The following is a 13,062-nucleotide window of genomic DNA, read 5'->3' on the forward strand; positions in this document are numbered from 1 at the left end:
TTTTTAAAAATTTCTTCTTAAATTCTCTTTCGCTTTTCAGTATGTCTATCAGAACGTTTTCGCTGTTGCGGGTGCAAAAGTAACACCTTTATTCAATTATACAACACCTTTTGCAAACTATTTTACTCACTATTTTTTAATAACCTGACAACAAAGCTTTTCTATTTTGAAGCTTTTTATGTTTGTAGGAATTTGGAAGAATTAAAATCGTTTTAAACACAAAGAACACAAAGAAAGCACGAAGTATACTAAGGTTATTCACTATATAAAATTAATTTTACCACATAAGGCACAAAGAAAAAATCAAGAAAACAAAGATTCATACTATAATATAAGTAGAAACCTCTTTTCAAACTCTTACCCTAGCCCTGATTGAAGCGACAGCCTCCTGTGCCGGGGTTCGGCACTGGAGCTACAGCGAAAAGCAGGATAAGCTTCAAAAAATCATTTCTATTTTAAACAACATATACTATAATATATATTGTATGTATTTTTCTAATACTATATATTTGCACTCTCAAATAAAACAATAATAATGATTAAGATTACTTTGCCCGACGGGTCAGTTAGAGAGTTCGCTACCGGCGTTACTCCGATGGATGTTGCTAAAAGCATTAGTGAAGGATTCGCACGAAATGTAATTTCGGCATCTTTCAATGGTACAACAGTGGAAACAGTAACTCCCTTGACCACGAACGGCAGTCTTATATTATATACATGGAATGACCTGGAAGGGAAAAAAGCTTTCTGGCACTCCACTTCGCACGTAATGGCGCAAGTATTAGAAGAAATGTATCCAGGTATCAAATTAACTTTAGGCCCCGCAATCGCAAATGGGTTTTATTACGATGTAGATTTTGAAGACCAAAAAATCACTGAGGCCGATTTCAAAAAAATCGAAGACAGAGTTCTTGAAATCTCAAGAGGTAAACACGAATTTAAATTAAGACCTGTTTCAAAAGCAGAAGCTTTAGAAACCTACAAAGACAACGTATACAAAACGGAATTGATCTCCAATCTTGAAGACGGAACAATTACTTTTTGCGACCATGACACCTTTACTGATTTATGCCGCGGAGGACACATTCCAAACACAGGACTCATCAAGGCCATGAAAGTAATGAGCGTTGCAGGCGCTTACTGGCGTGGTGATGAAAAAAACAAACAATTAACTCGTGTTTACGGAACTTCATTCCCTAAACAAAAAGATCTTACTGAATATTTAGCCTTATTAGAGGAAGCAAAACGTCGCGATCACAGAAAATTAGGCAAAGAATTAGAATTATTTGCTTTCTCTCAAAAAGTTGGTCAAGGCTTACCGTTATGGTTACCAAAAGGAGCCGCTTTAAGAGACCGATTAGAACAATTCTTAAAAAGAGCACAGAAAAAAGCCGGTTACGAGCAAGTTGTTACTCCACATATTGGACAAAAAGAACTCTATGTTACTTCCGGACACTATGCCAAATACGGAGCAGACAGCTTCCAACCTATTAATACACCTGCAGAAGGCGAAGAGTTTTTATTAAAACCAATGAACTGCCCTCACCACTGCGAAATCTACAATACCAGACCTTGGTCGTACAAAGACTTACCAAAAAGATATGCTGAATTTGGTACCGTTTATAGATACGAACAATCTGGTGAATTACACGGATTAACACGTGTACGTGGATTTACTCAGGATGACGCTCATATTTTCTGTACTCCGGAACAATTAGACGAAGAATTCAAAAAAGTTATCGACCTTGTATTGTATGTATTCGGCTCTTTAGGTTTTGAAAATTTTACCGCTCAAATTTCGTTAAGAGACAAAGACAACAGAGACAAATACATTGGTACTGATGAAAATTGGGAAAAAGCCGAAAACGCCATTATCAATGCCGCTCGAGACAAAGGTTTAAACACCGTTGTAGAATACGGAGAAGCCGCTTTCTACGGTCCAAAACTGGATTTCATGGTTAAAGATGCCTTAGGAAGACAATGGCAATTAGGTACCATTCAGGTTGACTACAATCTTCCGGAACGTTTTGAGCTAACCTACAAAGGTTCAGATAACGAACTTCATCGTCCAGTGATGATTCACAGAGCACCATTTGGATCTATGGAGCGTTTCATCGCAATTTTATTAGAACATACAGCAGGAAATTTCCCTCTTTGGCTAATGCCGGAACAGGCTATAATATTGTCTTTGAGCGAGAAATATGAAAATTATGCCAAAAAAGTTTTAGAATTGCTAGAAAATCACGAAATTCGCGGGCTAATTGACAACCGAAACGAAACAATTGGAAAGAAAATCAGGGATGCAGAGATTCAAAAAATCCCATTTATGCTGATTGTAGGAGAAGAAGAAGAGAAAAACGGAACCATCTCCATTCGTCGTCATGGTCAGGAAGGAAAAGGAAATAGTACCGTTACAATTGAAGAATTTGCAGCAATTGTAAAAGAAGAAATAGAAAAGACATTAAAAGTATTTACAGTTTAACTTAAATTTTAAAGCCATAGCAATAAGAAGCAACAGAGGTTTTCAACCTCGCGTAGAAAAAAAGGATGCCCACAGAATCAATAATAATATTCGTGGTTTACAAGAAGTACGACTCGTAGGAGAAAACGTAGAAATTGGGATTTATAAAATTTCAGATGCCTTGCGTAAAGCTGATGAGTTGGAATTGGATTTGGTGGAGATTTCTCCTAATGCCGAACCGCCTGTTTGTAAGATTATGGATTATAAAAAATTCCTTTATGAGCAGAAAAAACGTGAAAAGGAATTGAAAGCCAAATCAGCTCAAATTGTAGTTAAGGAAATCCGTTTTGGACCTCAAACAGATGAGCATGATTATGAATTTAAAAGAAAGAATGCTGAGAAATTCTTGAAAGAAGGATCTAAATTAAAGGCTTTTGTATTCTTCAAAGGCCGTTCTATTATTTATAAAGACCAAGGACAAATCTTATTGTTAAGACTGGCTCAGGATTTAGAAGAGTTTGGTAAAGTTGAAGCAATGCCGGTTCTTGAAGGAAAGCGAATGATTATGTTCATTGCACCTAAGAAAAAGAAATGATATTAGTCTGCAGAAAGCAGATTGAATAAAATACAATGAGATTGCTTCGCGCAGCTCGCAAAGACAAGTAAGTAAGAATAAATTAAAAAACTAGGAAAAAATGCCTAAAATGAAAACCAAATCTAGCGCCAAGAAACGTTTTAAAGTTACTGGTTCTGGAAAAATTAAAAGAAAGCATGCTTTTAAAAGTCACATCTTGACTAAAAAATCTAAGAAACGTAAATTAGCTTTGACTCACTCAGCGCTAGTTCACGAATCAGATATGAACAGCATCAAAAAACAATTAAGAATTATCTAATCGACAATTTGTCAATTAAAATTCTTTAGGTTAAAACAATTTAATAACCTTGGAGTATGGCCAATAAGTACCCTTGATTAAATTCGGGTCGCCTGCTACAAAAATAAAAGTAAAAATTATGCCAAGATCGGTAAATTCAGTTGCTAAAAGAGCAAGAAGAAAAAAAATAATGAAACAAGCCAAAGGTTTCTTTGGTCGTCGTAAAAACGTTTGGACAGTTGCTAAAAACGCGGTAGAAAAAGCAATGCTTTATGCTTACCGTGACAGAAAGCAGAACAAAAGAAACTTCCGTTCATTATGGATTCAACGTATTAACGCCGGAGCCAGATTGGAAGGAATGTCTTACTCTCAATTCATGGGTAAAGTAAAAGCTAACGGAATCGAATTGAACAGAAAAGTTCTTGCAGATTTAGCAATGAACCACCCTGAAGCTTTCAAAGCTGTACTTAACAAAGTAAAATAAACGTTTTATCAACTCAATTTAAGACTACTTACTTATATAGAAAACCTCATTTGTCATGCAAATGAGGTTTTTTTTATGCCCTATAACCTTAAAAAATATTTTTTCAATTTTTGGTTATTAAGAAAAATAGTATTTTAGTAAAATGATTTTACCAAGATTAATTTTAAGAATATTAAGCATTCTTTTAGCAGTTTTATCGCTTACGCTATATTCGTGTAAACAAAAAGAAAGGCCAACTAATGAATATAAAAAAGACAAAAGAAAAATAGATTTTTTAATAAAAAAAGGAGAACTTCTTTATAAAAAAACTCAATATGATAGTGCTTTTTTTTATTTCAATAAAGCTAAAACAATTTGCAATCGTAAAGAAGATTTAAAAGAATACATCTACAGTACCACCTATTTGTGTTCAATATCACAACTAAATGGTGATTATGCCAACTGTGAAGACATAGCAACAGAAGCTATACCATATATTGTACATGTAAAAAATGAAAAATACAAATGGCGAATATTTTTCATTCTAGCGACAAATTATGCCAAACTATTAGATTTTAATAATGCCAAATACTACCACTCTAAATCATTAAAACTAAAAATAGATTCAGAACGCAGATTTTGCACACTAATAAGTCTCTCTTATCTAAATATCAGAGAGAAAAAATATAATCAAGCAATTAAAATACTAGAATTTTTAACACACCAAAAACTAATCATAAATGATCCAGAATTCCAATCTGTAGTAATGAATAATTTAGGATATTGCTATTTCAAAACTCATAAAAAAAACGCACTTCATTTTTTAAAAAAATCTTTAGAAATTAGATTAAAAAATACCAAAAGTTTTATGGACGATTGGGGGTTAACAGCTAACTATTATTATTTATACGAATATTATACAGAAAAAAAGGATTTTTCAAAGGCTATTAAATATGCCTATTTACTGTACAAAACAGCAAAAAAAGTAGATAACACAGATGACCAACTGCTAGCTCTAAGCCTTCTAGTTAAAAATACCGAAGGCAAAAAATCAAAAGACTATGCCTTAAAATATGTAAAATTAAACGACAGCATTACCGAAGTAAGGCAAAAGGCGAAAAATTATTTTGCAAAATTAAAATACGATTCTAAAAAAGAAAAAGAAGAAAACCTTAAACTAAAGGCTGAAAAAGAATTACAACAGGAATTAGAACGAAATAAAAACATCGTAATTACTTTTATCATTATCATCATTATACTTCTTTCTGCCTTTATTTATTATTATCTTATTCAAAAAAACAAAAAAGAAAAAATCCAAACCGCATACAATACCGAAATCAGAATTGCCAAAAAGCTACACGATGAATTAGCTAATGAAATTTTCCAAACGATCAACTTCGCTGAAACACAGGATTTATCTTCACCTGAAATATCAGGAAAATTATTAGAAAATCTAGATTCTATATATTCAACAACAAGAAATATTTCAAAAGAAAATAACCAAATTGAAACAGGAGAACAATTCGAAAATGATTTAAAAGAAATGATTACAAGTTTTGGAAGCAAAACCGTAAACATAATAATTAACAATTTAGAAGAAATCAACTGGAAAAAAACAAGTAAATTGAAGAAGATTGCTATTTATCGTGTCATACAAGAATTATTAGTTAATATGAAAAAACACAGCCAAAGTAATTTAGTTCTGATTTCATTTAAAACTCAAGAAAATAATCTACTATTAAATTATTATGACAATGGAAAAGGAATCGATTTTAAACAAACTAAAAAGAAAAGCGGACTTTACAACATTGAAAACCGAATTGAAGCTATTAATGGAACCATAACTTTTGATAGCAACCAAAATAAAGGAGTTAAAACCAGTATTGTCATTCCATTATAACAACTGTAAAATGTTTAAAAAAGTAATAATTGTAGAAGATTTAGATCCCATCATACTAAGTACGACAAAAACCTTAAAAAATCTATCAATCGGTGAAATACAAACAGCAAAATATTGCGATGATGCTTTTTTGAAAATCAAAAAAGCGCAACACGAAAACAAACCTTTTGATTTATTAATAACCGATTTATCTTTTAAAGAAGATCATCGGGAAAACAAACTAAAAAATGGTGAACAACTAATTAGCGAAATCAAAAAAAATCAGCCTGATATTAAAATAATTGTTTTCTCAATTGAAGACAAATCCTTTAAAATAAAATCTTTATTTGAAGATTTAAAAATCAACGCATATGTTATAAAGGGAAGAAACAGTATTGAGGAGCTAAAAAAAGCGATTGAAACAACTTATCACAATAATGAAGCTCAATTCCTTTTTCCGCAAACAACAGCAAATTCAACACATAAAAAATCCGTTATCGAAATCGAAGCTTATGATATTGAGTTATTAAAATCACTTTCAAAAGGTTATAGCATTAACGAAATTGCCAATGAATTTAAAATTTCGGGGATTCATCCAAGCGGAAACAGCAGTATTGAAAAACGCCTTAACAAACTTAAAATGTATTTCAAAGCCAATAACAATGTACATCTTATTGCTATTACAAAAGATATGGGATTAATCTAAAACATAAAACATTCGCATTTACATTTAATCTCATTAACAATCGTAAAATCAAACTTCTTACGGTTTTCCGTAAAGAATTCATTTATATAAGTGTTAAATTTGGCTTTCTTTTATTAAAATCCTTTTCAATTTAAAAGAAACAAATTGAGCAACGTCTATGAGAAACACCTACACTTATATAAAATTTATCTCTATTGGACTATTAATTTGCACCGTTTCCTGCAAAAAAGAAATTCAGAATATAAAAACAGAGAAAAAATTAACCACAGAAATAAGCTCCAAAAAAGATGCTCTAAAAAAAATAACTTTAACCAATTCAGAACCGTCTTATTATATAAAAACCAGTAATGCCAAATTCAATCATAAAATTAGTGGAAAAGATGAAAACGGAAATCAGGTTAACGGCGTTATCAATCTTGAAGACGAAATTGGCATTGGAATCGTAAAAAAAGATGATACTAAAGAAATTGAAATTGTAAGCGAACACATTAATGCCAACAGAATTATTGCAACCGATATCAATGGTTATCAATACCGATTAAAACTTGACGACGAATAATCACTTTTAAAATCAGGTTTTTTGCTGTTTTTTTCGTGCTGCCGGAAACAATACATTATTTAAAATCAGACGATAGCCCGGAGAATTCGGATGCAAATCTAACATTGTAGGCGCATCCCCTACTTTGTGCTGATAATCTTCCGGATCATGTCCGCCATAAAAACTAAACATTCCTTTTCCTTTTTGGCCGTGAAGATACCGTACCTCGCCATTCAACTCACAACTTCCCAAAATTAACATATTCGATTTTACTAATTTAGAATCAAATGCGGTAGTTTGCCCCATAAATCCCTTTATCAATTGCGTATGATTTTGACAAAGCATACTGGGAATTGGATCCCATTTTGCCGAAAATTCCATCAAAGTAAAATAATCTTTTTCCATAGGAACCGTTCTTTTTTCAGTCATATCAATATCTGAAAACTCATAACGTTCCGGTCGGCGTTCCAGAATAAAATCTTTAAAAGCAAAAGAATTTGAGTAATTCAATTTCGATTGATAATTAGCTTCACTTGGGTCTCCATCAAACATAGATTCACAAATATCAACCCCTTCAGCTGATAGAGCAATATCAAAACTATCCGTAGCCGAACACATGGCAAACATAAAACCGCCTCCTATCACAAAATCTCTGATTTTTTTAGCTACAGCTACTTTTTCCTGCGACACTTTTGAAAAACCTAATTGATGCGCTAAATTTTCAGCTTCTTTTTTTTGTTCAATATACCAAGGCGCATTGCGATATGATCCATAAAACTTTCCATATTGTCCGGTAAAATCCTCGTGATGTAAGTGCAACCAATCGTATAAAACCAATTGGTCACTTAAAACTTCGGTATCATAGATAGGTGTAAAAGGAATTTCGGCATAGGTTAAAACCAGAGTAACCGCATCATCCCAAGGCTGTTTGCCTTTTGGAGTATAAACTGCAATTTTAGGAGCTTTTTCGAGGATAACATTTTCCATATTTTGCGAAGGGCTGGCAATTTCGTTCAAAATTGCCTGTTCATCAGCATCAGAAAGAATTTCAAAACTTACACCTCTAATTTGACATTCTTTACGAATTTCATTTGCATCGGGTAATAAAAAAGAACCACCGCGATAATTTAGCAACCAACTCGCTTTGTATTTTTTATCCAGACACCAATAGGTAATTCCGTAAGCTTTCAGATGATTTTGCTGCGAAGTTTCATCCATTGGCAACAAAATAAAAGAAGCCTTAGCTGTGAAGGAAAATAAAATAAAAATAAAAAGCGCTATATTTCTAAAAACCATTAGGAAAGTTTTATTCCAAATATAGCGCTTTTTACCTTAAAACGGCATATCATCGTCATCATCATCATTCAAATTACTTCCGAAAGCTTCGTGAGGCGAAGGCAAATTTTTAGTAATAAACGAATTATCATCCTGATTCATCGATGACGGTAAGTCATCATCATAGCCTCCACTGTAATCATCCAAATTGTCAAATTTTCCTAAATGCCCTAAGAATTTCAAACGCACATTTTCAATTCCCCCGTTACGGTGTTTGGCAATCATAATCTCGGCTTGTCCGGCGGTTGGAGCCGCTTCATCATCATCCCATTCGTCAATTTTATAATATTCCGGACGGTATAAAAACGATACAATATCGGCATCCTGCTCAATCGCTCCCGATTCACGAAGGTCGGAAAGCAACGGACGTTTACTCGATCCACGAGTTTCCACCGCACGCGAAAGCTGAGAAAGTGCAATTACCGGAACATTTAATTCTTTTGCCAAAGCTTTTAAATTTCGGGAAATTGTCGAAATCTCCTGCTCACGGTTTCCTCCACCTTTGGCATTTCCTCCGGCTGTCATCAACTGTAAGTAGTCAATAATAATAATTTTAATTCCGTGTTGGGAAGCCAAACGTCTGGCTTTGGCACGTAAATCGAAAATAGAAAGCGAAGGCGTATCATCAATAAACAAAGGCGCTTTTTCTAAGTCCTTTACTTTTGTACTCAACATCGTCCACTCATGTGGTTCTAATTTTCCGGTTCTTAATTTCTCAGAAGACAAACCAGTTTCAGAAGAAATCAAACGGGTAATAAGCTGTACGGATGCCATCTCCAGCGAAAATATAGCTACTCCGTGTCCATAATCAATCGCCATGTTTCGAGCCATCGACAATACAAAGGCTGTTTTTCCCATCGCAGGACGTGCTGCGATAATAATCAAGTCACTCGGCTGCCATCCTGAAGTTAGTTTATCCAAATTAGTAAACCCGGTTTCAACTCCACTCAAACCTTCTTTTTTACTAATTTCTTCAATTTTCTTTTTGGCTTGTAATACTAAACTTTGTGCGGTTTCCGAGCTTCGCTTAATATTTCCCTGAGTTACTTCATAAAGTTTGGATTCGGCCTTGTCTAGCAAATCAAAAACATCGGTTGTTTCATCATAGGAATCTTCGATAATTTCATTGGAAATCCGAATCAAACTTCTTTGAATAAATTTCTGAAGAATAATTCTGGAGTGAAACTCGATATGGGCCGAAGAGGAGATTTTTTGCGTAAGCTGAATTAAATAAAAATCACCTCCTGCTAAGTCTAATTTTCCATTTTTCTTTAACTGTGCAGAAACCGTAAGCAAATCGATGGGTTGCGTTTCGGTAAACAATTGCACAATGGCTTCAAAAATATGTCGGTGGGCTTCTTTATAAAAGGCATCTGGTTGCAAAATATCAATTACATCATCTACCCCTTTTTTATCAATCATCATTGCACCCAACACAGCTTCCTCTAAATCAACAGCTTGAGGAGGTAACTTCCCTTTTTCCAGGTTTATTATTGTAGATTTATCGACCTTTACCGGCTTTACATTCTTGAAATTTTCCATAGCACGAAAGTAGCATAAATTTTAAAAAAAACACAGTTTAGTTATTACAACAATATGTTTATAACTAACTCCAATTTGTTTATAACCTCCAAAAAAAAAATCCGAAACGGTAAGGCTTCGGATTCTATATTCGTAAAAGGGTTTATTATTCTTTAAACTCACCCATTTTAGTGTACTTATCCATTCGCTGTGCAATTAAGTCAGCTGTTGATAATTTTTTCAACTCCTCATATCCTTTCAAAATGTATTTTTCAACAGTTTTAAAAGTAGTTTCTCTGTCATAATGAGCACCTCCCAGTGGTTCCGGAATTACATCATCCACCAATTGCTGTTTTTTCATGTCGGCAGAAGTCAATTTTAATGCTTCGGCAGCTTTCTCTTTGTATTCCCAGCTTTTCCATAAGATAGAAGAACAAGATTCCGGAGAAATAACCGAATACCAAGTGTTTTCTAACATATAAACACGGTCTCCAACACCAATTCCTAAAGCTCCCCCTGAAGCTCCTTCTCCAACAATAATGGTAATTACAGGAACTTTAAGCAAAACCATCTCGTAAATATTTCTGGCAATCGCTTCTCCTTGTCCGCGTTCTTCTGCTTCTAAACCTGGATAAGCTCCCGGAGTATCCACTAAAGTAATAATTGGAATTCCGAACTTTTCAGCCATTTTCATCAATCGTAAGGCTTTACGATATCCTTCAGGATTAGCCATCCCGAAATTTCTATATTGACGTGTTTTAGTATTGTATCCTTTTTGTTGACCAATAATCATAAAAGACTGACCTCCTATTTTCCCTAAACCACCTACCATGGCTTTGTCATCTTTAAATCCTCTGTCTCCGTGAAGTTCTAAAAAAGTATCTCCGCAAAGTCCTCTAATATGATCTAAAGTATAAGGACGGTTTGGATGTCTTGATAGTTGTACACGTTGCCAAGCCGTAAGATTTCCATAAATCTTCTTTTTGGTCTCAATCAATTTATCATTAATTTGATTGCATGTATTGGTAACATCAACCTCTGATTCCTGTCCAATAACCTGACATTTTTCTAATTGCTCTTCAAGTTCTTTTATTGGAAGCTCAAAATCTAAATATTCCATAGGATTTGTGCGTTATTATTTTATTTGGAAGTGCAAATATAAAATATTAAATCATTTACACCCGTTAATTTTTTTATTTTAGTCTATCCCGACAAAGATACAACCAATTATACTATTCTTAGACAAACTTCTCTCAAAACCTCATCTTACTGAAAATCAACCCGTAAAACATAATTATTTTACTTCTGATTTTTCATTCTGTATTTTCGTTCCTTATACAAATAAGAAGCTGTGGTAACATGAGCCAAAGCGTCTTTCGCCATTTCTTTATCCAATTTTGTTGGCATTAAAACCGTATCATTTTTCATTTCAAACTCCAAAGGTTCTTTATTCGGTTGCAAAACAACAACCTTGTTTTCTATTCGAAATGCATTATTATCATGAAACTGCATGATGGCTCTTCCGGGAACATTTGAAGCAAGATGCATTAAATTTCTTCCCGGCATTGGATCACTGATATCCATACCTATAAAATTCAATACCGTTGGCGCAATATCAATCTGACTGCATAATTTATCATATTTTTTACCTTTAGGAACATTCGGACCAATCAATAAAGCCGGAATATGAAACTTGTTAATAGGTACTAAGTTTTTCCCGTAAGTTCTGGTATTATGATCGGCAATAACAAGGAAAATGGTATTTTTAAAATAGGCTTCTTTTTTAGCCAGTTCAAAAAACTTCCCGATTGAAAAATCGGCATATTTCATAGCATTATGTACGGTATTTTTCTTTTTATCATACAACTGAATTCTTCCGTCGGGAAATTCAAAAGGCTCATGATTAGATGTTGAAAACATCAGAGAGAAGAAAGATTTATTCCCCATGGATTTAAAATATTCATTGGCTTTTACAACTAAATCCTCATCAGAATATCCCCAAGTCCCTTTAAATGCTGCTTTAGATTTATCATAATCTTTTTCATCAATAATTTTACTAAAACCGTTTCCGTTAAAAAAAGCAGCCATATTATCAAAATTAGCCATTCCGCCATAAATAAAACTAGTTTGATAACCTTTCTCCCTAAGATTTTCAGCAAGCGTATAAAATCCTGTTTGCGAATTACTCAATTTTACCACACTCTCCGAAGGCGAAGGAAGAAACCCCGTCACTACGGCTTCTATACCTCTTACACTACGCGTTCCGGTACAATACATATTAGTAAACAAAAGACCTTCTTTAGAAAGTTTATCCAATTCAGGAGTCAAAGGTAATCCTCCTAAGCAACCAACATACTCAGCACCTAAACTTTCCTGTAAAAAAACCACAATATTGTAAGGTTTTTCGAGAACAGTATCCGCTTTTTGCAAATGCATTAAAGGTAAATTAGCATCCGTAAAATTTGATTCGGGAACATCCATATATTTTTTAACCCGCCTGATTGCTTCTTCAGCATCCATTTTACCATACATTTTTGCCGCATTTCCTTCGTTTTTGAGTGAATACAATGCAAAACCTACGGTATATAAGGAATTCAACCCTAAAGTATTCGTCAATTGATCAGTTGAAAAAATAGCATTACTGGCATTTATTGGTCTTTTAGAGACCAAGCTTGATCTTGCCCCAAAAAACAACAGAAAAGCCGCCAGAGGAAACAAAAGCAACTTAGTACGATAAGCCATATTTTTGGGGTAAAACCAGGTAGCAGCATTTTTAATTGCAAAATAAAGTGCCAACCCTAAAACCAAAAACGAAACCACCATAGAAGTCATATAACTTTTAATCAAAGTTCCCACAACTTCTTTAGGGTAAATTAAATAATCAATAAACAATTTATTGGGACGTGTATCATATTCATTGATAAAATCATAGCTGGCTAATTCCATGAAAAACAACAAAAACAAAAAGAAAATAAAGTAAACGCTGAAAAATTTCTTTATTTTTTGCAAATAATTATCCGGCAAAACCGACAATAATAATGTTGGCAAAAATGAAATATAACTCAGCAAAATGATATCCATTCGTAAACCTATTGGAAACAACATCCAATAATCCGGTGTTTGCATTACACGCTCTTTAAATACTAAAAAAAGAGCAAAACGACTGAGCGTTGTAATCAGTAAACCAATAAAAAAGAAATTCAGTACTGGTTTGATAAAATTAATTTTCTTCATTTGACATATAAAATTATAGAAGGATTGCTGTAATTATTTAAAAAAGAAAAACT

The 13,062-nt window shown here is 33.5% G+C and carries 11 protein-coding genes; 7 read left to right on the plus strand and 4 right to left on the minus strand.

All coding sequences use genetic code 11. The features are described from left to right. Positions 1–535: 535 nt before the first annotated feature. From thrS to B6A10_RS12585, 7 genes are all read left to right on the plus strand, one after another. Positions 536–2,482, plus strand: a complete 1,947-nt coding sequence (thrS, locus tag B6A10_RS12555) for a threonine--tRNA ligase (RefSeq protein WP_188221152.1) — start codon at positions 536–538, stop codon at positions 2,480–2,482. Between the two features lie 16 nt (positions 2,483–2,498). After that, positions 2,499–3,056: a translation initiation factor IF-3 gene (gene infC, locus B6A10_RS12560; RefSeq protein WP_394330981.1), complete on the plus strand. Its 558-nt coding sequence runs from the start codon at positions 2,499–2,501 to the stop codon at positions 3,054–3,056. A gap of 100 nt (positions 3,057–3,156) precedes the next feature. Beyond that, complete coding sequence (gene rpmI / locus B6A10_RS12565) at positions 3,157–3,354, plus strand: 50S ribosomal protein L35 (protein ID WP_055090581.1); 198 nt, start codon at positions 3,157–3,159, stop codon at positions 3,352–3,354. Positions 3,355–3,472: 118 nt separating this feature from the next. Then, complete coding sequence (gene rplT / locus B6A10_RS12570; protein WP_026714940.1) at positions 3,473–3,817, plus strand: 50S ribosomal protein L20; 345 nt, start codon at positions 3,473–3,475, stop codon at positions 3,815–3,817. Positions 3,818–3,959: 142 nt separating this feature from the next. Further along, positions 3,960–5,696 (plus strand): tetratricopeptide repeat-containing sensor histidine kinase, encoded by a 1,737-nt coding sequence (locus tag B6A10_RS12575; protein WP_188221153.1) that lies wholly within the window; start codon positions 3,960–3,962, stop codon positions 5,694–5,696. A gap of 10 nt (positions 5,697–5,706) precedes the next feature. Continuing rightward, positions 5,707–6,381, plus strand: coding sequence for a response regulator (locus B6A10_RS12580; RefSeq protein ID WP_188221154.1), 675 nt, complete (start codon positions 5,707–5,709; stop codon positions 6,379–6,381). Between the two features lie 157 nt (positions 6,382–6,538). Then, entirely contained in the window at positions 6,539–6,940 is a 402-nt protein-coding gene (locus B6A10_RS12585; protein WP_188221155.1) for a hypothetical protein, read from the plus strand. 12 nt (positions 6,941–6,952) lie between these two features. On the opposite strand, the gene B6A10_RS12590 is transcribed toward B6A10_RS12585, so the two are convergent. The 4 genes from B6A10_RS12590 to B6A10_RS12605 all read right to left on the minus strand — a co-directional run bounded on the left by B6A10_RS12590 (position 6,953) and on the right by B6A10_RS12605 (position 13,009). Beyond that, positions 6,953–8,215, minus strand: coding sequence for an asparagine synthetase B (locus B6A10_RS12590; protein WP_188221156.1), 1,263 nt, complete (start codon positions 8,213–8,215; stop codon positions 6,953–6,955). Between the two features lie 36 nt (positions 8,216–8,251). Beyond that, positions 8,252–9,796: a replicative DNA helicase gene (dnaB, locus tag B6A10_RS12595; RefSeq protein WP_055090572.1), complete on the minus strand. Its 1,545-nt coding sequence runs from the start codon at positions 9,794–9,796 to the stop codon at positions 8,252–8,254. Positions 9,797–9,941: 145 nt separating this feature from the next. Next, positions 9,942–10,895 (minus strand): acetyl-CoA carboxylase carboxyltransferase subunit alpha, encoded by a 954-nt coding sequence (locus B6A10_RS12600; RefSeq protein WP_055090570.1) that lies wholly within the window; start codon positions 10,893–10,895, stop codon positions 9,942–9,944. A gap of 179 nt (positions 10,896–11,074) precedes the next feature. Continuing rightward, entirely contained in the window at positions 11,075–13,009 is a 1,935-nt protein-coding gene (locus B6A10_RS12605) for an LTA synthase family protein (RefSeq protein ID WP_188221157.1), read from the minus strand. Positions 13,010–13,062 lie beyond the last annotated feature (53 nt).

Source organism: Flavobacterium pokkalii, assembly GCF_014596575.1.
Taxonomy (GTDB): Bacteria; Bacteroidota; Bacteroidia; order Flavobacteriales; family Flavobacteriaceae; genus Flavobacterium; species Flavobacterium pokkalii.

Coding starts and splice junctions, on each gene's coding strand:
- thrS (WP_188221152.1), top strand. CDS start 536: ATGATTAAGATTACTTTGCCCGACGGGTCAGTTAGAGAGTTCGCTACC.
- rplT (WP_026714940.1), top strand. CDS start 3,473: ATGCCAAGATCGGTAAATTCAGTTGCTAAAAGAGCAAGAAGAAAAAAA.
- B6A10_RS12605 (WP_188221157.1), bottom strand. CDS start 13,009: ATGAAGAAAATTAATTTTATCAAACCAGTACTGAATTTCTTTTTTATT.
- B6A10_RS12585 (WP_188221155.1), top strand. CDS start 6,539: ATGAGAAACACCTACACTTATATAAAATTTATCTCTATTGGACTATTA.
- B6A10_RS12575 (WP_188221153.1), top strand. CDS start 3,960: ATGATTTTACCAAGATTAATTTTAAGAATATTAAGCATTCTTTTAGCA.
- B6A10_RS12590 (WP_188221156.1), bottom strand. CDS start 8,215: ATGGTTTTTAGAAATATAGCGCTTTTTATTTTTATTTTATTTTCCTTC.
- B6A10_RS12600 (WP_055090570.1), bottom strand. CDS start 10,895: ATGGAATATTTAGATTTTGAGCTTCCAATAAAAGAACTTGAAGAGCAA.
- B6A10_RS12580 (WP_188221154.1), top strand. CDS start 5,707: ATGTTTAAAAAAGTAATAATTGTAGAAGATTTAGATCCCATCATACTA.
- dnaB (WP_055090572.1), bottom strand. CDS start 9,796: ATGGAAAATTTCAAGAATGTAAAGCCGGTAAAGGTCGATAAATCTACA.
- rpmI (WP_055090581.1), top strand. CDS start 3,157: ATGCCTAAAATGAAAACCAAATCTAGCGCCAAGAAACGTTTTAAAGTT.